Source organism: Phytobacter ursingii, assembly GCF_001022135.1.
Lineage (GTDB): Bacteria > Pseudomonadota > Gammaproteobacteria > Enterobacterales > Enterobacteriaceae > Phytobacter > Phytobacter ursingii.
Genome location: NZ_CP011602.1, coordinates 3,303,664 through 3,325,837, shown reverse-complemented (window position 1 = coordinate 3,325,837; position 22,174 = coordinate 3,303,664). Strand labels below are relative to the sequence as shown.

General features: G+C 51.2%; 35 protein-coding genes, 1 tRNA gene and 3 pseudogenes. 21 read left to right on the top strand and 18 right to left on the bottom strand.

Annotation, left to right across the window (positions count from 1 at the left end; all coding sequences use genetic code 11):
• Positions 1 to 123: 123 nt before the first annotated feature.
• Positions 124 to 849, bottom strand: a complete 726-nt coding sequence (gene lpxH / locus AB182_RS19355) for a UDP-2,3-diacylglucosamine diphosphatase (RefSeq protein ID WP_047371516.1) — start codon at positions 847 to 849, stop codon at positions 124 to 126.
• A 2-nt stretch (positions 850 to 851) separates the two neighbouring features.
• Positions 852 to 1,346, bottom strand: coding sequence for a peptidylprolyl isomerase B (gene ppiB, locus AB182_RS19350; RefSeq protein WP_041852430.1), 495 nt, complete (start codon positions 1,344 to 1,346; stop codon positions 852 to 854).
• A gap of 174 nt (positions 1,347 to 1,520) precedes the next feature.
• Here ppiB and cysS point away from each other — a divergent pair, with 174 nt between their 5' ends.
• Positions 1,521 to 2,906: a cysteine--tRNA ligase gene (gene cysS / locus AB182_RS19345; RefSeq protein ID WP_047371515.1), complete on the top strand. Its 1,386-nt coding sequence runs from the start codon at positions 1,521 to 1,523 to the stop codon at positions 2,904 to 2,906.
• A gap of 133 nt (positions 2,907 to 3,039) precedes the next feature.
• Here cysS and AB182_RS19340 read toward each other — a convergent pair whose 3' ends face one another.
• The 5 genes from AB182_RS19340 to folD form a co-directional block, all read right to left on the bottom strand.
• Complete coding sequence (locus tag AB182_RS19340; RefSeq protein WP_047371514.1) at positions 3,040 to 3,564, bottom strand: metal-dependent hydrolase; 525 nt, start codon at positions 3,562 to 3,564, stop codon at positions 3,040 to 3,042.
• A gap of 200 nt (positions 3,565 to 3,764) precedes the next feature.
• Positions 3,765 to 4,781: a Mal regulon transcriptional regulator MalI gene (gene malI, locus AB182_RS19335; protein ID WP_047371513.1), complete on the bottom strand. Its 1,017-nt coding sequence runs from the start codon at positions 4,779 to 4,781 to the stop codon at positions 3,765 to 3,767.
• Between the two features lie 92 nt (positions 4,782 to 4,873).
• On the bottom strand, positions 4,874 to 6,373 hold the full coding sequence (locus AB182_RS19330) for a PTS transporter subunit EIIC (RefSeq protein ID WP_047371512.1): 1,500 nt from the start codon (positions 6,371 to 6,373) through the stop codon (positions 4,874 to 4,876).
• Positions 6,374 to 6,613: 240 nt separating this feature from the next.
• The gene (ybcJ, locus tag AB182_RS19325) at positions 6,614 to 6,826 is read right to left on the bottom strand and encodes a ribosome-associated protein YbcJ (protein WP_041852425.1); all 213 of its coding nucleotides are present in this window, start codon (positions 6,824 to 6,826) and stop codon (positions 6,614 to 6,616) included.
• 1 nt (position 6,827) lies between these two features.
• Positions 6,828 to 7,694 (bottom strand): bifunctional methylenetetrahydrofolate dehydrogenase/methenyltetrahydrofolate cyclohydrolase FolD, encoded by an 867-nt coding sequence (gene folD, locus AB182_RS19320; RefSeq protein ID WP_047371511.1) that lies wholly within the window; start codon positions 7,692 to 7,694, stop codon positions 6,828 to 6,830.
• A gap of 222 nt (positions 7,695 to 7,916) precedes the next feature.
• Between folD and AB182_RS19315 the strand changes: the two genes are divergently transcribed.
• Positions 7,917 to 7,993: transfer RNA gene (locus AB182_RS19315), tRNA-Arg, on the top strand.
• 15 nt (positions 7,994 to 8,008) lie between these two features.
• On the opposite strand, the gene AB182_RS19310 is transcribed toward AB182_RS19315, so the two are convergent.
• The 11 genes and pseudogenes from AB182_RS19310 to AB182_RS32055 all read right to left on the bottom strand — a co-directional run bounded on the left by AB182_RS19310 (position 8,009) and on the right by AB182_RS32055 (position 13,186).
• Positions 8,009 to 9,172 (bottom strand): tyrosine-type recombinase/integrase, encoded by a 1,164-nt coding sequence (locus AB182_RS19310; RefSeq protein WP_047371510.1) that lies wholly within the window; start codon positions 9,170 to 9,172, stop codon positions 8,009 to 8,011.
• 161 nt (positions 9,173 to 9,333) lie between these two features.
• A pseudogene (locus tag AB182_RS33235) lies at positions 9,334 to 9,399 on the bottom strand (helix-turn-helix domain-containing protein); the annotation flags it as partial.
• Between the two features lie 9 nt (positions 9,400 to 9,408).
• The gene (locus tag AB182_RS19305) at positions 9,409 to 9,588 is read right to left on the bottom strand and encodes a hypothetical protein (RefSeq protein ID WP_047371509.1); all 180 of its coding nucleotides are present in this window, start codon (positions 9,586 to 9,588) and stop codon (positions 9,409 to 9,411) included.
• Between the two features lie 80 nt (positions 9,589 to 9,668).
• A complete protein-coding gene (locus AB182_RS19300; RefSeq protein WP_047371508.1) occupies positions 9,669 to 10,286 on the bottom strand; it encodes a DUF551 domain-containing protein in 618 nt (205 codons plus the stop codon).
• Positions 10,283 to 10,732: a hypothetical protein gene (locus AB182_RS19295; RefSeq protein ID WP_052958890.1), complete on the bottom strand. Its 450-nt coding sequence runs from the start codon at positions 10,730 to 10,732 to the stop codon at positions 10,283 to 10,285. Before AB182_RS19295 ends, AB182_RS19300 begins: the two co-directional genes overlap by 4 nt.
• The gene (locus AB182_RS29790; protein WP_052958888.1) at positions 10,729 to 11,232 is read right to left on the bottom strand and encodes a hypothetical protein; all 504 of its coding nucleotides are present in this window, start codon (positions 11,230 to 11,232) and stop codon (positions 10,729 to 10,731) included. The genes AB182_RS19295 and AB182_RS29790 overlap by 4 nt, the downstream gene beginning before the upstream one ends.
• 150 nt (positions 11,233 to 11,382) lie before the next feature.
• Positions 11,383 to 11,526, bottom strand: a pseudogene (locus AB182_RS31515) (ead/Ea22-like family protein); the annotation flags it as partial.
• A 224-nt stretch (positions 11,527 to 11,750) separates the two neighbouring features.
• Complete coding sequence (locus tag AB182_RS19280; RefSeq protein WP_047371507.1) at positions 11,751 to 12,044, bottom strand: hypothetical protein; 294 nt, start codon at positions 12,042 to 12,044, stop codon at positions 11,751 to 11,753.
• Positions 12,041 to 12,424, bottom strand: a complete 384-nt coding sequence (locus AB182_RS19275) for a VVA0879 family protein (RefSeq protein ID WP_082137131.1) — start codon at positions 12,422 to 12,424, stop codon at positions 12,041 to 12,043. Before AB182_RS19275 ends, AB182_RS19280 begins: the two co-directional genes overlap by 4 nt.
• Before the next feature lie 5 nt (positions 12,425 to 12,429).
• On the bottom strand, positions 12,430 to 13,038 hold the full coding sequence (locus AB182_RS32785; protein ID WP_052958881.1) for a hypothetical protein: 609 nt from the start codon (positions 13,036 to 13,038) through the stop codon (positions 12,430 to 12,432).
• Positions 13,035 to 13,186 (bottom strand): annotated as a pseudogene (locus AB182_RS32055) (DUF2737 family protein). Before AB182_RS32055 ends, AB182_RS32785 begins: the two are co-directional and overlap by 4 nt.
• 83 nt (positions 13,187 to 13,269) lie before the next feature.
• On the opposite strand from AB182_RS32055, the gene AB182_RS19260 reads away from it, so the two are divergent.
• The 19 genes from AB182_RS19260 (at position 13,270) to AB182_RS19170 (ending at position 22,066) form a co-directional block, all read left to right on the top strand.
• Positions 13,270 to 14,390 (top strand): IS3-like element ISKpn34 family transposase gene (locus AB182_RS19260; RefSeq protein WP_120773466.1). Its coding sequence is split into 2 segments (ribosomal slippage): positions 13,270 to 13,522 and positions 13,522 to 14,390, totalling 1,122 coding nucleotides; the frame shifts between segments, so codons are not numbered across the junction.
• Between the two features lie 197 nt (positions 14,391 to 14,587).
• Complete coding sequence (locus AB182_RS19255) at positions 14,588 to 14,884, top strand: lambda phage CII family protein (protein ID WP_047371505.1); 297 nt, start codon at positions 14,588 to 14,590, stop codon at positions 14,882 to 14,884.
• Positions 14,885 to 14,921: 37 nt separating this feature from the next.
• Complete coding sequence (locus AB182_RS19250; RefSeq protein ID WP_047371504.1) at positions 14,922 to 15,755, top strand: replication protein; 834 nt, start codon at positions 14,922 to 14,924, stop codon at positions 15,753 to 15,755.
• A 2-nt stretch (positions 15,756 to 15,757) separates the two neighbouring features.
• Positions 15,758 to 16,606 (top strand): ATP-binding protein, encoded by an 849-nt coding sequence (locus tag AB182_RS19245; protein ID WP_047371503.1) that lies wholly within the window; start codon positions 15,758 to 15,760, stop codon positions 16,604 to 16,606.
• Entirely contained in the window at positions 16,603 to 17,211 is a 609-nt protein-coding gene (locus AB182_RS19240; RefSeq protein ID WP_047371502.1) for a DUF977 family protein, read from the top strand. The genes AB182_RS19245 and AB182_RS19240 overlap by 4 nt, the downstream gene beginning before the upstream one ends.
• On the top strand, positions 17,208 to 17,402 hold the full coding sequence (locus AB182_RS29775) for a hypothetical protein (protein ID WP_047373370.1): 195 nt from the start codon (positions 17,208 to 17,210) through the stop codon (positions 17,400 to 17,402). The genes AB182_RS19240 and AB182_RS29775 overlap by 4 nt, the downstream gene beginning before the upstream one ends.
• Positions 17,403 to 17,700: 298 nt before the next feature.
• Entirely contained in the window at positions 17,701 to 17,898 is a 198-nt protein-coding gene (locus AB182_RS19225) for a hypothetical protein (RefSeq protein WP_120785406.1), read from the top strand.
• The gene (locus AB182_RS19220; protein ID WP_047371499.1) at positions 17,895 to 18,095 is read left to right on the top strand and encodes a hypothetical protein; all 201 of its coding nucleotides are present in this window, start codon (positions 17,895 to 17,897) and stop codon (positions 18,093 to 18,095) included. Before AB182_RS19225 ends, AB182_RS19220 begins: the two co-directional genes overlap by 4 nt.
• Before the next feature lie 31 nt (positions 18,096 to 18,126).
• Positions 18,127 to 18,336 (top strand): Lar family restriction alleviation protein, encoded by a 210-nt coding sequence (locus tag AB182_RS33380; protein ID WP_047371498.1) that lies wholly within the window; start codon positions 18,127 to 18,129, stop codon positions 18,334 to 18,336.
• Complete coding sequence (locus AB182_RS19210; protein ID WP_047371497.1) at positions 18,293 to 18,742, top strand: recombination protein NinB; 450 nt, start codon at positions 18,293 to 18,295, stop codon at positions 18,740 to 18,742. Before AB182_RS33380 ends, AB182_RS19210 begins: the two co-directional genes overlap by 44 nt.
• On the top strand, positions 18,739 to 19,302 hold the full coding sequence (locus AB182_RS19205) for a phage N-6-adenine-methyltransferase (protein ID WP_047371496.1): 564 nt from the start codon (positions 18,739 to 18,741) through the stop codon (positions 19,300 to 19,302). Before AB182_RS19210 ends, AB182_RS19205 begins: the two co-directional genes overlap by 4 nt.
• Positions 19,299 to 19,472, top strand: a complete 174-nt coding sequence (gene ninD, locus AB182_RS30850; RefSeq protein WP_071845912.1) for a protein NinD — start codon at positions 19,299 to 19,301, stop codon at positions 19,470 to 19,472. The genes AB182_RS19205 and ninD overlap by 4 nt, the downstream gene beginning before the upstream one ends.
• Complete coding sequence (locus AB182_RS19200; RefSeq protein WP_047371495.1) at positions 19,439 to 19,618, top strand: NinE family protein; 180 nt, start codon at positions 19,439 to 19,441, stop codon at positions 19,616 to 19,618. The genes ninD and AB182_RS19200 overlap by 34 nt, the downstream gene beginning before the upstream one ends.
• Entirely contained in the window at positions 19,611 to 20,024 is a 414-nt protein-coding gene (locus AB182_RS19195) for a phage protein NinX family protein (protein ID WP_047371494.1), read from the top strand. Before AB182_RS19200 ends, AB182_RS19195 begins: the two co-directional genes overlap by 8 nt.
• A gap of 354 nt (positions 20,025 to 20,378) precedes the next feature.
• Positions 20,379 to 20,975, top strand: a complete 597-nt coding sequence (locus AB182_RS19185) for a recombination protein NinG (RefSeq protein ID WP_047371493.1) — start codon at positions 20,379 to 20,381, stop codon at positions 20,973 to 20,975.
• The gene (locus AB182_RS19180; protein WP_047371492.1) at positions 20,972 to 21,229 is read left to right on the top strand and encodes a DUF7740 domain-containing protein; all 258 of its coding nucleotides are present in this window, start codon (positions 20,972 to 20,974) and stop codon (positions 21,227 to 21,229) included. The genes AB182_RS19185 and AB182_RS19180 overlap by 4 nt, the downstream gene beginning before the upstream one ends.
• Positions 21,226 to 21,405: a hypothetical protein gene (locus AB182_RS32360; RefSeq protein ID WP_139153714.1), complete on the top strand. Its 180-nt coding sequence runs from the start codon at positions 21,226 to 21,228 to the stop codon at positions 21,403 to 21,405. Before AB182_RS19180 ends, AB182_RS32360 begins: the two co-directional genes overlap by 4 nt.
• Positions 21,402 to 21,581, top strand: a complete 180-nt coding sequence (locus AB182_RS19175) for a hypothetical protein (protein WP_047371491.1) — start codon at positions 21,402 to 21,404, stop codon at positions 21,579 to 21,581. Before AB182_RS32360 ends, AB182_RS19175 begins: the two co-directional genes overlap by 4 nt.
• Complete coding sequence (locus AB182_RS19170) at positions 21,578 to 22,066, top strand: antiterminator Q family protein (protein WP_047371490.1); 489 nt, start codon at positions 21,578 to 21,580, stop codon at positions 22,064 to 22,066. Before AB182_RS19175 ends, AB182_RS19170 begins: the two co-directional genes overlap by 4 nt.
• Positions 22,067 to 22,174 lie beyond the last annotated feature (108 nt).

Here is a 22,174-nt window from a genome sequence, read left to right as displayed (position 1 = left end):
GTGCGACTACGGACAGCTTTTGAGGGCACAAAGAATAGCACGGAAAATGGGCAAGGAAAACGGTTGCGTAGCGATGAATGCTGCAATCCGCTGTGTCGATGCATGATCATCCAGCGGCTCAAATTATCCGAACGGAAAAGGGATTAACTCGACGTTGTCTGCGGTCACTTTCACCATCGAGCCCTGGGTATGCCAGGCGCCGAGGACCACGCGCATGGCGGGTTTGCTGTTTGCGATAAGCTCGTGTACGTCCGGGCGGTGGGTGTGACCGTGGATCAGGCACTGAACCTGATGTCTTTCCAGCGCGGCAACGACAGCCTGCGGGTTCACGTCCATAATGGCCAGCGATTTACTGCTGTTGGCAGCTTTGCTACTCGCCCGCATTTTTGCAGCGATACGTTGGCGAACAAACAGCGGCAGGGCGAGAAACAGCGTCTGGAGCCAGGGCTTGTGGACTTTGGCGCGAAACGCCTGATAGCCTGCATCATCGGTGCAGAGCGTATCGCCGTGCATAATCAGCACCTTGCGACCATAAAGATCGAGCACTTTTTCTTCCGGCAGGAGCTGCATGCCGCTTTCGCGTGCAAAGCGCTTGCCAAGCAGGAAGTCGCGATTGCCGTGGATGAAGTAGCAGGGAACGCCACTGTCGACCAGCGCCTTGATGGCGGCGGCGATCTCGCGATGAAGGGGAGTGGGGTCGTCGTCGCCAATCCAGGCTTCGAACAGGTCGCCCAAAATATAGAGCGCGTCAGCCTGGCGGGCTGTGCCTGTCAAAAAACGCAGAAAACCGGCGGTGATCGCCGGTTCTTCTGTTTGCAGATGAAGGTCTGCGATAAAAAGTGTCGCCACGATTACTCGCTAACGGTCACGCTTTCAATCACGACATCTTCTTTCGGCACGTCCTGATGCATACCGCTGCGGCCGGTAGGAACGGCTTTGATTTTATCTACCACGTCCATGCCTTCAACCACTTCGGCAAACACACAGTAGCCCCAACCCTGCAGGCTTTCGCCAGAGAAGTTCAGGAAGTCGTTATCTACGACGTTGATAAAGAACTGTGCGGTTGCAGAGTGCGGAGCCTGAGTACGCGCCATGGCCAGCGTGCCGCGGGTGTTTTTCAGGCCGTTGTTAGCTTCGTTTTTGATCTGGTCTTTGGTTGCTTTCTGATGCATGCCCGGCTCGAAGCCGCCGCCCTGGATCATAAAGCCATTAATGACACGGTGGAAAATGGTGTTGTTGTAAAAACCTTCACGGCAATAGTCCAGGAAGTTTTTAACTGTTTCAGGCGCTTTATCATCAAAAGTTTTGATTACGATGTCGCCGTGATTAGTGTGGAAAGTAACCATTTTTGCATCCTGTTCCGGTAGAGTGGTGCGCAGACCCGACTATGGGTCAGTGATAGTCGCCTGTTATAGCATAACCTGCTGCCGCGATCACCTTGCAATCAGTGCTGCTTCGGGATTGAATTACGGGTAATATATGCGTTTTTCCGGTCCACACACGTCTACATGGAATCTTCGATGTTAAAAATCTTCAATACACTGACGCGCCAAAAAGAGGAATTCAAACCTATCCATGCCGGGGAAGTCGGCATGTACGTGTGTGGTATCACTGTTTACGATCTCTGTCATATCGGTCATGGCCGTACTTTCGTCGCGTTTGATGTGGTCGCCCGCTACCTGCGTTTTCTCGGCTATAAGCTGAAATACGTGCGTAATATCACCGATATCGACGATAAAATCATCAAACGCGCCAATGAGAACGGCGAAAGCTTTGTGGCGCTGGTCGACCGAATGATCGCGGAAATGCACAAAGATTTTGATGCGCTCAATATTCTGCGCCCGGACATGGAGCCGCGTGCGACGCACCATATCCATGAGATCATCGAAATCACTGAACAGTTAATCGCCCGTGGTCATGCCTATGTAGCGGATAACGGCGATGTGATGTTCTCTGTGCCGACGGATCCGAATTATGGTCAACTGTCGCGCCAGGATCTCGATCAACTGCAGGCGGGCGCCCGTGTGGACGTCGTGGATGTGAAGCGTAATCCGATGGACTTCGTTCTGTGGAAGATGTCAAAGCCTGGCGAGCCGAGCTGGACTTCTCCGTGGGGTGAAGGGCGTCCGGGCTGGCACATTGAATGTTCCGCGATGAACTGCAAACAGTTGGGTAATCATTTCGATATTCACGGCGGCGGTTCGGACCTGATGTTCCCGCACCATGAAAACGAAATTGCCCAGTCTACCTGCGCCCATGACGGCGAATATGTGAATTACTGGATGCACTCCGGCATGGTGATGGTGGATCGTGAAAAGATGTCCAAATCATTGGGCAACTTCTTTACCGTGCGTGATGTGCTGAAATATTACGACGCCGAGACCATTCGCTACTTCCTGATGTCAGGCCACTATCGCAGCCAGTTGAACTACAGCGAAGAGAACCTCAAGCAGGCTCGTTCAGCGCTGGAGCGTCTGTACACCGCGCTGCGTGGCACCGATAAGTCTGTCGCGGCGGCTGGCGGCGAGGCGTTTGAAGCGCGCTTTGTTGAGGTGATGAATGATGACTTCAACACGCCGGAAGCGTATTCCGTGCTGTTCGATATGGCCCGTGAAGTGAACCGCCTGAAATCAGAAGATATGCAGGCGGCGAATGCGCTGGCCTCTCATCTGCGTAAGCTCGCTTCGGTGCTGGGGCTGCTGGAGCAGGAACCTGATGCGTTCCTGCAAAGCGGTGCGCAGGCCGATGATGGCGAAGTGGCTGAGATTGAAGCGTTGATTCAACAGCGTCTGGATGCGCGTAAAGCGAAGGACTGGGCGGCGGCCGATGCGGCGCGTGATCGTCTCAACGAGATGGGCATCGTGCTGGAAGATGGCCCGCAGGGTACCACCTGGCGTCGTAAGTAGTTTTTCCTCGTTACCCAGAGGGAGACGTAGCCCGGATAAGGCGCTTACGCCGCCATCCGGGATGTTCCCCGGCGGCGCTGTCGCTGGCCGGGGCTACGGGTTTGCACAACGCTAGGGCGAACGATGCTTAACATCAACGTCTGCGCCAGTGCCACAACACGCCCATCACAACGATCCCCGGCAACCACACCCACAGCAGTTCCGAAATAATCACTTGATGCCCGTATGGGGTCATATATCGCGACAGGGCAAACGGCGCGGCTTTAATCACCTGCCAGGGAGCCAGAAAACGCTCATCTGACCATGGCCAAAGCCAGCCAACCCCTTTCCCGCCACTGGTTATAGAATCCAGCAAACTGTGCGACAACAATGTGACGGTTAAAAAGACCCAGCAGCGCATCAGGCTGGCGTTAAGCCAGCGTCGCCCCAGCCATGTCACCAGAATTGGCACCACAAAGGCGAACAGCAGCGAATGGGTGAAGCCGCGATGTCCAAAAATATTGCCGTACGCCACGCCAAATTTGAATGCCAGCACATCGGCATCCGGCAACATCGCCAGGGCGACGCCGGCCAGTAACAGGCGTGGGGGAATGGTTTTGCTGCCAAGACCTAAGCCAAGACACAGAGGAACGGCGGCGTGGGTGATAATCGTGGGCATGATAAGTTTCTGTTTCTTTGCGTAAAACGGGAAGTATAAAACGCGACGCAGACATCATTATCTACCTGTTATCTGAAATTCGCGGGGAAAAGTACAAGTTCGCCTGTTGAGCGCGACAACCCGCTTCTCAGATCAGATCCTGGCATAGCGACCAGCACCGTGCGATAACGTCACGGTACATTCCGGTAAGACCCACTTTCCTATGCGGACTCTCTCACCACCAGTTGCCCGGAAAGGGTAATGGTCTGCGTCAGCAAATCTGGTTCTTTCAGCTTACGTATTATCAGCCCCGCAGCCTGTCGGCCCGCCTCTTCGCTGGCAGACGAGACATAAGTGAAAGAGGGGGAGGTGAGATTCACGTGGAGCATATCCTCGAAGCCAACCAGCGCCACCTGCTGTGTCAGGAAGACATCTTTACCGATGGTGCGGCCCACCTGATGAATGCCGCTGATGGAGCCAATCACTGCATTGGGCGAATGGCACAGCAGGGCGGTGATGGTATTATTTTTTTCCAGCAGATGGCGAGTCGCCAGGCTCGCTGATTCGGTCGATTCGCTGCAGGCAGGCGTGTATTCATCGCGCAGCGCCATGCCGTACTGCTTGAGCGCGCTGTGTACGCCCAACAAACGCTGATGGCGTACCAGGTCTTTTTCCAGACCGCCGATATAGGCAATGTTTCGGTGTCCGCGTTCAATCAGATAGCGCGTCGCCAGGCTGGCGGCCTGGCGGCTGTCGCGCATCACCAGATTGCAACTTTGCGCAGGTTGCGACTGCGACACCACCACCATCGGCAGCGGGCACTGGCTGATCTTTTCCGGTAAGTGCGGGTTGAGGGTATCCGAGGAGAGATAAATAACTCCCGCTACGCCCTGTTGCTTGAAAGAGAGCAGGCAGCGTTCAAGGTGTTCGTTGTCATCCAGTGGCTGGCCCAGGAAGACCATGTAGCCTTGACGTTCAAGCTCCTGAACAATGCTCGCCATCACTTTGATGGAAAAGCTGTCGCTGAAATCGCGCAGGATCAGGCCGATCAGATTAGAGGTATTGGCGCGCAGGTTCGCGGCTGCAATATTGTGCACATATCCCAGCTCATTGATAGCCGACTGCACTCTTTCGATGGTGGCGTCGGAGATTTTCCCCTTCTGGCGCAGCACCAGAGAGACGGTTGAAACCGAAACGCCCGCCAGTTTAGCGACATCAATGATGCTGACCTTTTTCAATCGTGCTCCCTGAAAGTACAGAATAATCAGTCAGAAATAGTAAAGCCTCCTGGGTAAAACCAGGAGACTTATTTCACCTTACCCGCACAAGGTTATTTGCCGAGTGATGTTGCCATAGCCTGGGCAATAAACTGTGCTCTGGCGCCGAATATCACCTGCACACCTTTATCACCGACAAAGACCACCCCGCGAGCGCCGACGCCGTTTAGCCCCTCTTTATCGACCTGGCTGCCATCCAGCACTTCAATACGCAGACGGGTGATACAGGACCCGACAGAATCGATGTTTTTGGCCCCACCCAACAGGTCAACAATTTCGGTGACCAGTTCTTCATCGGTTTTGTCTTTCGCATCCGCAGACACTTCGGTACGACCCGGCGTTTTAACATCAAAGCGACGGATGACAAAGCGGAAGGTGAAGTAGTAAATCAAAGCCATCGGTATGCCAATGATGACCGCATTCAGATAGTTTGTCTCATAGCCGTTAAACGACGGCAGAATGCCAAACGAAATGTAGTCGATAAGACCGGCGGAGAACGACTTCGCGATATGTGCATGCATCAGGTACATGGACATATAGGCCAGACCCGCCATGATCGCATTGAACACATACAGAATCGGCGCGACGAAAATAAAGGTAAATTCGACGGGCTCAGTGATACCGGTTAAAAAACAGGTCAGCGCGGCGGAGAAGAGAATACCGGCGGCGATTTTTTTATTTTTGGTATGCGCTTCATGGTACATCGCAAGACAGGCGGCAGGCAGCGCGAATAGCATCAGCGGGAACTCGCCTTGCATGAACTTACCGGCGTTCTGATAGGTATCGCTGCTGAATGACTTGGTACCTTCTTCCAGCATTTTGAACCAGATTGTCTGGTCACCGTGGATCACCTGGCCTGCCTGGGTGGTGTAGTCACCGAAGGAGTACCAGAATGACGGATACCAAATGTGATGCAGGCCGAGTGGGATCAACGCACGTTCTGTCAGGCCAAAGATAAAGGTCGAGGCTGCCTGATTATCGCCGTTGACGATAACGGACAGCGCGTCGATACCTGCCTGGATATGCTGCCAGACGTAGGGCAGGATCAGGCCGAGGATAAACGACATAAACGCGGTAGCGATGGCGACAAAGCGCTTGCCGGAGAAGAAGCCCAAAAGTTCGGGCAACTGCATGGTATGGAAGCGGTTGTAGCACCAGGCCGCGAGGATACCGCAGATTAAGCCGCCGAAGACGCCCATCTGCAAGGATGGAATACCGACCACCATCGCATATTTCCCGCCCTGTGATGCCATTTCAGGCGTAATCGTCAGTACGGTGCTGATGGTAATGTTGGTGACAAACACCGACACGGCCGCAGAAAGGGCGGCAATCCCGGATTCAGATGCCAGACCAACCGCAGAGCCGATGGCGAACAGCAGAGGCAGGTTATCGAAAATAACCCCACCGGCGTTCATCATCAGCGGTAAATGAAACTTATCGCCAAACGCCAGCAGCAGACCGGCGGCAGGCAGCAACGAAATAGGCAGCATTAACGCGCGCCCAATCATTGACAATTTTGAGAGTGACTTAATAAATCCCGATAACACATTCATGCTGTGATTCCCCCGAATCCGAACCATTATGTGTGCGAAATAGGCACATTTATTGTAGGTAGAACGTTCTAGTAAAACGTTCTACCTATCGTGGTGTAAGCATTCTGGCTCCGCAACAGAAATTTGAATTTCGGTCATAGCAAAATGTGATTATTTGAAGGCGATCAATTATTGACCGTACCAGGGGTAAGGATAATCTGAGAGGTGGCAGGCCCGGCGAGCGGGCCTGCAGAGGGGATATCAGGCGACGACCGTGACGCTTTGTCCCTGAAAGACTACCGTTTGTCCGGCGACGATTTTACAACGTTTACGCGTTTCGACCTTACCGTCGACCTTGACCAGGCCGTCGTCAATGGCGATCTTCGCCTGCGCGCCGCTTTCGCTCCAGCCTTCCAGTTTCAGCAGATCGCAGAGCTCGACATGCGGATGCTTGCCCAGTGAGAATGTTGCCATCTTATGCTTTCTCCACGTCGTGGTACTCTTCGCACGCCTGCAGCGTGTTCTGAATCAGGGTTGCGACCGTCATCGGGCCAACGCCGCCCGGAACCGGAGTAATGTACGAGGCACGCGCGGCAGCGTCTTCGTAAACCACATCGCCCACCACTTTGCCATTTTCCAGACGGTTGATGCCGACATCAATCACAATGGCGCCTTCTTTGATCCATTCGCCTGGAATAAAGCCCGGTTTGCCTACCGCAACGACCAGCAGGTCGGCGTTTTCTACGTGGTGGCGCAGGTTTTTGGTGAAACGGTGGGTCACCGTAGTGGTGCAACCGGCCAACAGCAGTTCCATGCTCATCGGACGCCCCACGATATTGGACGCGCCAATCACCACCGCATTCAGACCATAGGTATCGATGTTGTAACGCTCAAGCAGCGTCACGATACCGCGCGGCGTGCACGGACGCAGACGCGGCGCGCGCTGGCACAGGCGGCCAACGTTATACGGATGGAAACCGTCAACGTCTTTATCCGGCGAAATGTGCTCCAGCACTTTGACATAATCAATACCGGCAGGCAGCGGTAACTGCACCAGGATACCATCGATTTCGGCATCGGCATTAAGCTTGTCGATAAGCGTCAGCAATTCGGCTTCGGTGGTGGTTTCCGGCAAATCGTAAGAGCGGGAGATGAAACCCACCTCTTCACACGCTTTGCGCTTGCTGCCGACATAAATCTGCGACGCAGGGTTGCTACCAACGAGGATAACGGCCAGACCAGGGGCACGTTTCCCGGCTGCCAGGCGAGCTTTCACCTTTTCAGCAACCTCAGAGCGCACCTGCTGCGCAATCGTTTTACCATCTATAATCTTTGCTGCCATCAGAGAGAGGATTCCATCTGTAACTAAAAAGAAGTGGGGATGTGTATATTTTGTCAGAAGTGGGCGGCGCTGTCAGTTACCGTTTATGTTTCGTGCATAAAGGCAGGGCGGAGAAAGTGCGGAATGGTGCTCACTTCGCGAGCATCTGAGAGCAAAGCCATTGACTCAACTGGTGTTGACCGTATAATCCCGATCCGCAACTCTCCCGTCAGGGACATCAGTGCGCCCTTAGCTCAGCTGGATAGAGCAACGGCCTTCTAAGCCGTAGGTCACAGGTTCGAACCCTGTAGGGCGTACCATTTAAAATCAATGAGTTACCAGTTTATCTTCACCTCCATATTTTCATTGTGGGACATATTTGGGACATCATCGTTAAAAATCGCATCAATCTGACGCGCATGTTCGGTCAGGTGATTAGGTGCAAGGTGGGCATACCGACGCACCATTTCTATCGACTCCCATCCTCCCATCTCCTGTAAAACGGATAATGGAACGCCAGACTGTATTAACCAGCTAGCCCAGGTGTGTCTCAGGTCGTGAAACCTGAAATCAGTTATCCCTGCACGGCGACATGCTGCATTCCACGCCCGGCTATCATCGACACGCATCTTTCTTACTTGCGGTGTTAACGTTCCGTCAGGCCGATGCCAGGCTTTCGTGTGAACGAACACCCATTTATGGTGCTTACCTATCTGCTCCCTGAGTACGCGGCATGCTGTATCATTCAGCGCTACGCCAATAGCCCTGTTTGATTTGCTGTCCTCAGGATTTACCCACGCAACCCGGCGCTGCATGTCGAGTTGCGACCACTCCAGATTGATGATGTTCGACCGCCTTAACCCGGTTGCCAGCGCAAACTTAACAACCGATTTAAGCGGCTCAGGACATTCATCAATCAGCCTCCTTGCCTCTTCCTTCTCAAGCCACCTGATACGTTTATTCCTTACTGTAGGAATCTTGATAACAGGTGCTTTCTCCAGCCACTTCCACTCCCTCTCTGCCGCGCGCAGAATCGACTTCATTAGCGCCAGGTGTTTAGCCTTTGTCGCAGTGGTAACTGGCCTGGCTTCGTACTTAGGAATCGTGTCGCCGTTCTTCTGTGCAATAGCTGCCTGAATCCTCCATCTCTCAAGCTGCTTGCGGTTGCTCATTTTACTGACGGCAGAATATATTTTCTGCTCCGTCACATCCTTTAACGGCACACCCTCAAAATGCGCAAGCCAGAAAGCCATTCTGCTTCGATCGTCATTGAGCGATTTCTTCTCGGCTTTCTCTTCCAGCCAGCGCATGCAGGCATCATCAAACGTCACATCCGGAAAATCACCAAGTCGGTCTACTCTCCACAATTCAGCTTTGCGCTTGTCATGTAGTTCAGTAGCGAGCCGCTTGTCGGCAGTCCCAAGACTTTCCTTAATTCGCTTCCCGCCCGGGAGCGAGTACGACGCGTACCATATTTCACCTCTGCGGAAGAGTGACATTGTGTTTCCTCTCTGATGTCATCACCCGCGCTCACGGCGACAGTATGCAGCGGTGACTGTAAAGCCGCAATGCATGCCTGTCTGGTGGTGAGGTAAGGGGATTTTGGTTTTGCGGGGTCTTTTCGGGTTGCTTGTAGTCGGCCTGAGCGTATCCAGTTAGTGGCGGTGGGTCTGGATATTTTCAGAAACGCGCAGGCCTCATCGAGTGTGAGGCTGTGTGATTCCATAGTTATCTCCTACGCATACCATTTCTCAATAGCCTTGAACTCTTTCACCACATCTGAATAGCCGATGGCCTGTAGCAGATCACACAGAGCATCGTCTGCTTCCTTGTGGCAATAGTCAGGTTCATTAACCAGTTGCAGGATTTTCAGCCGCTCGATAGCGTTTCGTCGTATGGCGTCTTCACGCGTCATGGTTATCTCCGGGCAATAAAAAGCCCCGCTATTGCGAGGCTGTCAGGGTTTGCGCATACGGCGCTGTTTGAGTTTGCTGGTCATGGTGTCACCTTCGGCGCATCTGGCAGAGGTTGCCAGTGAGTAGCATCGATTTCATGGCCTTTGTTGTCTACCAGGCAGCGATATGTTTTGTATGTGATAGGGTCTTTTGATGTACTGTAAACCGCAATCAGTGAATACCCATGACGATGCCACGCCAATACCTCATCGTTAAATTCAGGCATCCGCTCGCTTACCGGAATCCAGCCGTCAGATGCCACAGGTGCCGCGGCGAGCATGTCATGAAGCTTCGACCACATGGCGCATTGCGCACACGGCTTGTTTGCTTTTTCTCCGTTATCGCTATCCCAAACACCAGGAATATCATGAGAGTGACCGGGGAATGACTTCCTGTCGCCGACCTCTTTAAAAGCCTGATTTACCGTATCAATGAATTCAGCGCTAACCAGCACATACCCGGCGGGCACATGTCCTGAATTACCGGACTGGATGGCTGCGCGGCCTTGCCAAACAATCCATGCGACCACCATGTCCCAGGCGAAATACCCACCATCACCATTTTTCACATGACGGCGGTCGATGAGGTCACGGAATTTTTCTTCCATGAATTTCTCAAATGCCGCCTGTTCATCAGACAACAACGTTTCGTCTTTCACGATTTACCCCCGTTGAGCATGGCGGCGCGGCTTGATAACCATGATTCCCATCGCTCCTGAGTTTTATAGCTTTCGTATGCTTCTCCGCATTTATGCAGGTTAAAACCATCATCACGCTGACGCTCAGAGTACTCAAAAGCAATTCGCCATGTGTTAATATCCGGCACCGCAGGGACTGGCGCGGGGTGGGTGTAGAGCGGCGTTACTTTGCGTTCAGGATAAGCCAGCGCATATTCTTTAACGGAAGAAATATGCTGCGGAATTCCGTTCACTTCATCCTCAATAATCCACGCCACCGGCTCTTGCTCATGCGCCGCCAGGAGTGCGCCTATAACTTCAACTGCTGACCCCGCACTTATTGGTGCCATGTTTTCATGGGCTTCGCGTTTGCAGTGCGCTAAAATATGCTCCAGACGCTCTTTCGGTATCGGTAATTGTGTTGTCATAAGTCCTCCTGATTTCTTTTTGTTAACGCACGAATCCCATCAGCCAGCTCTACCAGAGAGTACGAATATTCATGCTGTGCATCGTTGCCGAACTCAAACGAACCCGTTGCTGTGTCAGTCATCCCGTGCTCGTCGTCGTATGCCTCACGTTTTTTATCTATCCAGTCAGCAGCGGCTTTTATGCCGTCAAAATACGCCGACTCAACAGGCGTAAACGATAAATCAGCGAAGAACTCCCCGAACCCAAAGCACACGGAGTAAGCGAGACGCCCGTGAGGCTTGTATCCAGGATTGGTGATATCCGTGGTGGCATAGGTAGCGGTAATTTCCGCAACTACATCCTCTGGCTTTGATGGCTTCTCCACCCACGGAATGCATATCATGTCAAAGTCACGCGCCATAGTTCCGTGAATAGCCATCGCATAACCATGCTTGCGAGCTATCTCAGCCAGCGCCGGATAAAGTGCGCAATAAACTGGAGCAAAATTTGCTGGTTTCATCTTTCACTCCCCCACGACTAAAGTGATGCCAACGGCGGCAAGTTCCTTGTTCATCGCTTCAACATTGACGTATGCGCCTGACGCAAAACGCGAGCTTAACTTGAAGTCGAAAAATGAGACTGGCGGCAACTTAACGGTGACCGTGCGGGCCTCACTATCCAGAGGCGGAAGGTCTGGAGCGCTCACGCCAAACAATGCCGCCAACGCCCTGTAATTCTGCTCACTGTGGTAACGGCCTTTGCAACGAACCAACTTTTCAGCAGAAGCGCGGATGATCTCCAGTTCAGCGATGCGTTGGCGCAGCGTTTCAAATAGCACAACGCTTTCCGCAATCAGCGCCTTATCAGCGTCACGCTCTGCCAGCAGGGAGAGGATGTTGGCATGGTCTTTAACAAAGTTGTGGTATTGGTCATTTACAGATATGTACTCACGAATAGTAATTTCTGCCCGGTCATATCTTTCTTCTGCTGTTGCCAAATTCTCAGCAGCCGCTTTGAATTCCTGAATCTGTTCGTTGGTCATAGTTCACCCCTGCGGTATTGCTGTTCTGCCAAAGTTTCTTTACCAGCTATCTCAATTGCTGGGGCTAATAACTCACGATTTGCGCGCCCAATCGCACTGCGCGGATCGATATCAAGACCAGCAAGAGGTTTTGTAACTGCGTTGTTTCTGGCGATAATTTCAGCTCTGCGAATATCGACTTTCGCAATTACCTGTTCGAAATGTTCTTCGCAGGAAATGAATCCGCGATATTCATAGCAGGAATATCCATCGCAGATTTTCCCGCACAGGCAGCATTTGTATTCGCTCATTTCTGCGCTCCTTTGCTCTCGACTGCGCTGGATTTCACAGCCAGGGCTTTTGCCTCTTCTGGTGTGGCTACTTCAAATCGAGGATGCTTATTGCCATCTGGTGTTACCACTTCGAGTTCATGCATGCTGAACAAGCCGCCAAGAGTCCAGTTGCATCCATGGTTATTGCCCTTTTCTTTTGATGGGCTACCTTTCCCCGTAAAGCGACCAACGCAGGAAAATCCCAAGTACTTTTCAACTTCTTCGAAATCTTTCCCGGCACCTGCGGCTATCAGCATTCTTGCTGACTGAATAGTCCCGCACATTGGGCATTTGAAAGCGAAGTCATTATGCTCAACACCCTGTGATTTGATGGTTTTACGAAATTCTTCAAGCGTCATGGAAATCACGATTGCACCTCCCCTTTGCTCTCGCGAAGCTGGCGGGCGAACTCGCAAATGGTTGAGCATCCTTCCTCCGGGTACTCGGCGGTTGCGATGTGCAATCCGTAAACCTTCTTCCCGTCGCCGTAATCGACCTCACCAACAAACAACGTCCCGTCAGTAAATTCGCCAAACTGATGTCCACCGTCGCCGCAATGGACGCAAATACCTTCCATAGACTCGGCTGGTAGATGCATTTCCTGAGGAACAAGTACATAACCTTCTGGAATCACCTCAGCCTGTGCTTCCGCTCTCAGCGCTGCGATTGCGGAGGATGTGGCGGGGGTTGATGCATAAACTTCATCGACAGTTTTTATTAGCTCGCTTGCGTCTTCCATCGCGCCGCGCCAGTCCATACGTCCACCACTATGTTCAAGAATGGAAACGGCCAATGCGCGGATGAAAATATGGCGCTCGCGAGCTTTGGAATTTTCCACCACCAACGCGTCGCGCTGCTCAGTCACTGCTACCAGTTTTTGTTGCAATTCTTCATATTCAGCATATGAAATAAAATCGCCTTTCCCATCTGCAACAATCCCGGATTTGAAGTCGTATCTAAAGCGTTTAATCATTTCTGCATCTCCTTTAATCGTGCAGTGAGGTATCTGTTATTAGCGAGTCGATGCTCGTTATCGAAGCTATTGCGGTTGAGTAATTCAGAGCGGGAAGGGAAGGGAAGGGTTTGACGCGCTGGCGAATGATTAAATCGCCCGGGGTTATGTCGGGATTGTATGACCTGCTCCCCGTTGATTAATACACCGCGATGTTAGTAATGTCTTCATAAGCCACATGAGGACATCCCCATGAAGAAGCGTTTTTCCGACGAACAGATCATCTGTATTCTCCGCGAGGCCGAAGCCGGCGTTTCTGCCCGTGAGCTCTGCCGTAAGCACGCCATTTCCGACGCCACCTTTTACACCTGGCGTAAGAAGTATGGCGGTATGGAGGTGCCTGAGGTTAAGCGCCTGAAGTCTCTTGAGGAAGAGAACGCCAGACTCAAGAAGCTGCTTGCTGAAGCCATGCTGGATAAGGAGGCGCTTCAGGTGGCTCTTGGGCTAAAGTACTGACGACAGACCAGAAGCGGGAAGCCGTGGAAGTCATGTGCGAGGCTAAGGGTCTGTCGCAACGTCGTGCCTGCAGGCTGGCAGGTCTGTCCCTGTCAACCTGCCGATATTCGGCTCAGCGTCCGCCTGCTGACGCGCAGCTGTCTCTACGCATCACAGAGCTGGCACTTGAACGCCGCCGTTTTGGTTACCGGCGTATCTGGCAGCTTCTGCGACGTGAAGGTCTTTGCGTTAACCACAAGCGGGTTTACCGCATCTATCAACTTAATGGCCTGAGTGTAAAACGCAGACGACGTCGTAAAGGGCTGGCAACAGAACGTCTGCCGCTGCTCCGCCCGATGGCGCCCAATCTGACCTGGTCAATGGATTTCGTCATGGACGCACTGGCCACAGGTCGCAGGATCAAGTGCCTGACCTGCGTGGATGATTTCACAAAGGAATGCCTGACGGTCACTGTTGCCTTCGGGATTTCAGGCGTGCAGGTCACGCGTATTCTGGACAGCATTGCGCTGTTTCGCGGCTATCCGGCTACGATAAGAACCGATCAGGGCCCGGAGTTTACCTGCCGCGCACTCGATCAGTGGGCTTTTGAGCATGGTGTGGAGCTGCGACTTATCCAGCCCGGCAAGCCAACGCAGAACGGATTTATTGAGAGTTTTAACGGACGCTTTCGTGATGAATGCCTGAATGAGTACTGGTTCAGCGATATTGTTCACGCCAGGAAGATCATTAATGACTGGCGACTGGATTATAACGAGTGTCGACCACATTCATCACTGAATTACCTGACGCCGGCTGAATTTGCAGCGGGCTGGCGAAACGGGAAATATGAAGAAAAACCAACCGACATTACTAACTGAAGGTTGTATCTAACTCTGGGGGCAGGTCAAAGCATCTTCATCCTGGTGACTGGACGAGTATCTGGCCTGAATTAATGGCCGCGTAAGCAACACCGCTCTTTAACAAAACTGGCTCACGTCTCCACCGAAATGTGGAGATATTTCGCAACCTGAAAGGGGCTGCATAACTATCTATTTCACTAAGGTAAGTATCAATCATGGAAACTGCAAAGAAACGCAACAGCGAGGCATTGCGCATAGAGAGTGCCTTGCTAAACAAAATCGCACTGCTGGGAACAGATAAAACAGCAGCCGCTGTCGGTGTCGATAAAGCTCAGATAAGCCGGTGGAAACGAGACTGGATACCAAAGCTGTCGATGTTACTGGCTGTGCTGGAGTGGGGGATTGTTGACGATGAGATGGCAAGGCTTGCGTCTCAGGTGGCGGCGATTCTCACAAAGAAAAAATCCCCGGTGTGCAAGACCGAGGATTCTCAAATCACGATGGATTTTTAGACACTGTGTTACGCCAACAAATCTAACAGGAGTAAGTATGACAAATACCGCCGAAGTAATCAAATTCCCCGGACCTGAACCTGGAGAACAGGAGCGTAGAGTGGCTGATATCGATGATGGTTATACCAGATTCGCTAACGAGCTGCTGGAAGCTATTGCAAGCGCCGATTTAACCGCTCGTCAGCTTAAAGTAATGCTGGCGTATATCCGTAAGACATACGGCTTCAACAAGAAAACAGATCGCATTGCTGATGAGCAAATTGCTCAGTTAACCGGACTGTCCAGGCAGAACGTAAACAAGGCGAAGAAAGAGCTGATTTCTATGGGTTGCCTGTTTATGGATGGCAGTCAAATTGGCGTTAACAAGGAGGTTTCTGCATGGCATTTCAGCAAGTGTCTCCAAGTTAGCAATTTAGTCTCGAAGTTAGAGACAAAAGGTGTCTTTAAGTTAGAGACAAATGAAGTCTCTAAACCAGAGACACACAAAAGACATTCTTTAAAGACAAAGAAAGACAATACAAATAAACCCCCTATAGTCCCCCGGGAAGAAAATTCAGTTAAACCTGAAAAGCCGAAGAAAAATGCCACTCAATACCCTAATAATTTCTCTCCTAATGATGGGAATAAAAAACTGGCAGATAGCCTTGGAGTTTCACTGGATTCTGAGGTTCCGGCATTTGCCGATTATCACCAGTCAAGGGGGTCGACTTTCAAGGACTGGAATTTGGCGCTGAATACCTGGCTGCGAAACGCCGTTAAGTTCGGAAGAAAAGCACAGCCACCACAACGAAGCGCTGGTAATAGACAGCCAGAAAACTTTGCCACCAAAGATTACGGGCAGACCGTAGTCCCTGATTGGGCGAGGGAATAATCATGACACTTGACGAAAAAATCTCTGAGCTAGAGAAGCTTATTGATAGCCTTAAAAATCCACCCGCCGAAATTGAAGACACCGAAGTTTCTTTAAGCACTGAAACCTGCGAGAAACATGGGAAGTTTGAGTGCAGAACGCGAATTTATACTGGCTCGGCCATTAAAATTCCTCCCCGCCCAAGTCGTTGCCCTGGATGCTTGAGTGATGAGCTTATCCGACTGCAAGGCGACAGGATTCGCATCGATGAAGCGGCTCGCAAAAGAAATATTGAGTCTCTCCTTGATTCGTTAAACATCCCTGCCAGATTTGAGAGCTGCACTTTGCAGAACTATGAACCGGTAAACGACGATGCACGGCGAGCTTTGAGAGTTTGCGAGGCGTATGCCAGTCGATGGCCTGAACGTCTGCAAAAAGGTGGCGGCCTTGTCATGTGCGGTAAGCCTGGCACAGGGAAGAATCATTTGGCGCTTGCCATAGCCCGCCATGTAATCACTGAACACCAGAGTTCCGCCGTATTTACTACAGCTCTGAAAATCGCGAGAGAGTACAAGTCAACATGGTCCAAAGGCTCAACACGCACCGAAGATGATGTGATCCGTTATTTCACCAGGCCTGACCTGCTGATTATTGACGAGGTTGGCGTCCAGTTCGGAAGTGATGCTGAGAAGCTGATTATGTTCGAAATCATCAACACTCGCTATGAGCGAATGAAGCCCACCATCCTGATAAGCAATCAGACCAAAGATGAACTGGCTGCATTCATCGGTGAGCGTGTAATTGACCGAATGAACGATGGCGGAGGATGCACATTGTCATTCACCTGGGATAGCTACCGGGAGAGAAAATGATGGACTCACTTAAAAAACGAATCATCGCCTGCATCAAAGAAAACCAGCCTGTAACCACCGACACCATCCACCAAAAGCTCAACGTATCCAGAAACTCCGTTCGCACTGAACTGGCGAAACTCAGGGAGCTTGGCGCTATACATTCCCAGGTTGCTATTGGTCATTTTGCGAGCCAGGAAGATTTCAACCTGTGGCTTGAAAATGGCGGCCGTGAGTACATGACAGCGCGTGGAGCGGCGGGTAATAAGCGTAGCCAGGAGATGCGGAGGAGAGCGGGAACCGTCCGGCAGAAGATAGCAAATACCTTGCGTAAATATGGACCGCTGAGTGGCAAGGAAATAGCCGACATGATGAGCGTGACCTATCAGCGCATCGCCAGTCAGATATGCGAAATGGTGCGACTAAATCAGCTCGTGAAGCATGGTAAGTCAGGAAGCTATCTGTATACAGCGGTCGGAGATGCAGAAGTCTTTCCGGCTGATGAGGTGACGCAAGAGGATATCGAGTTGCCAGAAATGCCGACAAACATCCCAGATATTTTCACCCAATGCCGCAACAGCGAAGCAATGAAACGAGTGCTGAGCTTCTACGGGAGAGCGGTATGAGCTTACCTGCACAAATTAAGCTGCTACTGGCCACTAACCCACGATTCACTGCGGTGCTCGAAATCTGCCTGGAAGAGCTGGAGCTTATCGAAAACTTCGAGCGGCTTTATGGCGTAACCCGCCCACCAGTTCGCAGAACGCCGATTGAGGCGATGGTAGACGAGGCAACTGGTTTCCGAAAGTCACAATGAGAAGAGTTCTTCAACGCTTTCATCCCATTCGTTTACGACTGCATCTGGCTTCGCTGCAAAGAGCTTCACGACGATAAATCGTGGTGCGACCGCCCTGTTCAATAAATTACTGAGAGAGATGAGACGATGAGTGCGGAAAGTAAAACTCACTACTGTCCTTTCTGCCAAAGGGATTTGGAGCCAGAAAAGGACGAGTACGGTGACGTAATTATGATTGAGGGAGGGATGGTTTACCTGCATGACGAGGTAATTCATGACGAAGATTATAAGTTTGAAGAACTGCAGTGAGGAGTCAATCGTGAAAGTTAAAAAATACGAAGAAATGGATTGTGGAATTTTGGCGATATTAAACAAGCACCCGACACCAATTTGGGATATCTGGCTTAAGTACCGTGATGAGGTGAAAGGTATTGAGGTTATCGACCGAAGAATGCAATCGCTCCGCAAGAAAGGATTGGTTGCTAACATTGCTGGAAAAGGATGGGTGCGCGTATGAAAGTTAAAACAGCAGAGCTGCTTCCGAAGAAACTCACAATGGACGACGCAGTGAAATTCCTCAGCGTGTCATTCACACAGGAAAACACTGGAGTGTCCGGTTACATCGCTGGATATAACGCATTGCTTGATGAAGTGCTCAAGCGTCTTGGTGACACGGTAGACATTCCCGATGAGCTGATGGAGGTGGGAGAGTGAGCACTGTAAAAGCCGTTTAAGGAGAAGTGAGATGAGCCTATCAAAACCATGCCCATTCTGCGGAAGCGGAGATATTGGCATTGTCGCCCATAGCAATGCCCGGTGGTTCTTTGCTTATTGCGGGAACTGCGGCGCGGAAGGGCCAGAAGAATCATCAAAGGTTAAAGCCGCATTAGCATGGGAACGGAGAGTGGGAGATGAAGCAGACATACCAGCTTCGCAGCGAAGCAATCAGAAATAACGCCATAGACACCATTCTCGCATTACCCATCGACGCCAAGTCACCACACGAAGTCCACGTTAAAGAACCCAAGCGAAGCAAAGCACAAAACGACCGTATGTGGCCCATGCTACAGGATGTGTCGCGCCAGGTGCTTTGGCATGGAAAGCGCTATGACGAGGCTGACTGGAAAGACCTGTTTACTGCTCTCTGGCTAAAAACAAAGAACCAGGAACATCGCAGCGCACCCGGCATTGACGGCGGCATTGTGATGTTCGGAGTTCGTACCAGCAAGATGCGCAAGGCCAACATGACCGAGCTTATCGAAATCATGTTCTGGTTTGGAGCTGAAAGAAACGTGCGGTGGAGTGAGGATTCAAAGCGGGAAATTGAATGGTTTCAACGCTCAGGAAGGAAAGCAGCATGACCGATAAATCAAACACACCGAAAGAGCAGAAGGATTTATGGCGAACGCCGCCAGAGATATTCCACGCTCTGAATGCTGAGTTCTGTTTCGTGATGGATGCAGCCGCAAGCGCAGAGAACCGCCTTTGCTATAGCCATATCACTGAAACGCAGGACACTCTTAAAACGCCATGGCAATCAGTAATGCCGGATATTCCCGGTTATGTCTGGCTTAACCCGCCTTATAGCCACCCGATGCCTTTCGTGAAGAAGGCAGCCCAGGAAAATGCAGATAACTGGACAGGCTGCGTGATGCTACTCAATGCCGATTGTTCCGTTGGCTGGTTTCTTGAGGCTATCAAAACGGCGCACGAGGTCAGATTCATTACTGGCGGTCGGCTGGCATTCCTGAGCGCATCAACTGGCAAACCGGTGTCCGGGAATAACAAAGGCCAAATGCTGGTTATCTGGCATCCATACCCACGCGCTGGCGATTGCCGAATGACAACTGTTGATCGCGATACGCTGATGAAATACGGCAGAAGCAGAATGAGGCCTGCAACGCTCAAGGTGGTCGCATGAAACATTGCTACCGCTGCGGAGAGCGAAAAGAAGATATCCGGTTTCGTCCCGGGCAATCTTACTGGTTCCGGTGGTGTATCCGTTGTGAAAGGACGCCAGTCGGTCAAATGCCGTTACCTCAAACACAGGAGGACGTATGGCGCGACAGCGACGAAGCATCACACAGTTAGCCTTAGACAATCTGATATTCCGCGTCACCCACCGCAAGAAACGCAAGCCAGAAGTACCGCCATCCAAAATACCTTCATTCGATTACACCGCGCACCTGGTCCAGGTGAGATGGGACCGCATGCGCGCCAGGAGGAAATATGACTGATTATTCTAAATTGAGTGATTTTGAGATTAACAAACGCGTGGTTATCGCTCTGGATATTGATATGCATTTCTTTATCCCTGAGTCAGAAGATTCATTCGGCGCTTGTTTTTCCCCATCTGAATTAGGGCCAATCTGGCAAACAAGTGCGTATTGGGTAGGCGATTTTAAAGTTTCAAACGGGAATAAGTTTAACCCATGCAACAACCCAGCCGACGCATGGCAGATCATTTTTGAGAACAAAATAATGCTATCTCCTCGATGTGCTGATGATGAGTGGAAGGCTGAAATATATTTAGGCAGGGAAGATATTTTTGATAACTACGCAAGCGCATGGCACAAAAACCCACTCCGCGCCGCCATGATTGTCTTCCTCATGATGCAGGATGCCAACCATGCTAACCCCTGAATCTATCCAGCAATACCAGTCAGAGAGTAATCACCGCGCAGGATATTGTCTCCAGTGCGGAATACGGCTTGCTCCTGTCGAATGTCATGTTTGCGATACGTGCGCTGTTTTGCTGTACGCAGACCCCAATAGCGAAATGCGTGAAGAGGATGAAGATGGCCCTACCGATTAACCCAAACAAGCCTTACAGCAAGCTGGAGAAAGATTACATCGCTCGCGTAGCTGGGAAAGTACCGTTGCAAGTTATAGCTTCCGCCATCAACAGACCACCATCTGGCGTTCAGCAATGGGCCAACGCACACGGTATTAAATTGCGCGTTCCGTACTCAATTATGGTTAAGCACTGGAGGGAATATGTCCCGGCGCATCAAGCAGCCGAAGCCTAAAATTTGCCCCATCTGCTCTACTGAATACATCCCACGAAGTTCTCTCCAGAAAGTCTGCCACAACTACAAATGCGCACTCGAATTCAATCGCCGCGTGGATGCGAAGAATGCTGAATGCGAGAAGAGCAAGCGCGATAAAGCTGAGCGTGCGAAGTGGCGGGAAAGAAAAGCCAATGTGAAACCGTTAAGCCACTGGATGAGCATGACCCAGCGAGCATTTAACGATTACATCAGAGCCAGAGATGGGGATATCTGTATTAGCTGCGGCAGCACAACAGCCATCAGCTACCACGCAGGGCATTACCGGACAACGGCGGCGGCATCACAACTAAGGTTCAATGAGGATAACGTCCATAGCCAATGTGCAGCATGCAATGTGCATCACTCAGGAGCTATCGGTCCGTACCGCATCAATCTCATAGCCAAAATCGGCGCAGAACGCGTTGAGGCGCTTGAAAACAACAATACCCCCCATCGATATACCCGCGAAGAACTGGATGCGATTAGAGCGCATTACAGGGCTTTGCTTCGCGAGTTAATCAGCAACAGGAGTGAGGCAGCATGACAGGTGTAAGCAGAGAAGCATGCGAGCAGTACCTTGATGCGCTTGTGACTGTGGAGCTGGCTGTTAAGTTCGCGCAGCTCGACGGCAGGAAAATCAACGCAACCATCCGCGAAACAGTGCGGCAGATACTCCCCAAACTAACCGACAGACAGGTCAGAAGCATCTTCAACGGCCTTTGCAAACAACCATTCCCTGACGGCGCATTGAAGATGCTACGCCGACAACTTGATTCATTAGTGGGAGAGCCAGCATGACGACGCAAAACACGCTTTCGCTTCTGAATATGTATCGAGCAAGAAATGTTCACGCAGTTAAGACGCCATCAGGTGTGGTTTTTATGGGCGTCAGAAACCTGCGTGGCGATGAACTGAAAACACTACGAGCAATTCCACAATCTGAGCTTGAAGCAGCTTTAAGGTGGCAGAAATGAGCACCGTCACACCTATCACATCTGCACAGCAACGCCAGTTTGACAGACAGCAACTGGTAACAATTGATGCAGCATTGCAGGCTAATGAAGAGGCCAGAAACAGATTGCAGGAGGCGAGGAGAGAACTGGTTAATCGCCTGGGATTGAATAAGCCTGATGGCCCGGAGGTAGCGTGAGCATACGTGAATTAAAACTCACAAATGACCAGCATGAATGGCTCAATGGATGGCTTGAGCTATGGGGCGCATGGGTTTACTCAGGAAGACTGGAAAAACGCATGAGCAGCGTTATAGCGAAGTTTATGGAGAGCGCAGAGCCGGGAAGGATATTAACCAGGCCAATGTGCAATGATGATGATGGAATGTTGATTTCTCAGGTCGTAGATTCCGTCCTGCTCATCGACAAAAAAGCTTTTGGCATCATTCTCAGCTACTACGCTCACGGCTCATCCAGGTACTCCATATCATCCTACTATCACAAGGTCGCAAGTCCTCGCAAAATGACAGGAAGAGGTGGTGAAAGAATTCGCAAGCCATCGCTAATCACTTGTCGTCGTGAAGTGGATGAAATACTCAACGCTTCACTCTTCCTTCTCTATCAACCAATGGTAAATGCGTTCAATAACCGCAAACGTGTCGATAAAATTAAACATGTTGCGTAGAACGTGTTGACATCGTTGAGCAATTGAGCAATTATAAATGCATAAGCTGCCGTTAGTGACTCTTAAGTTGCGCGGTGGCTTTTTTATTGCGTCCAATACCTTTCCCCT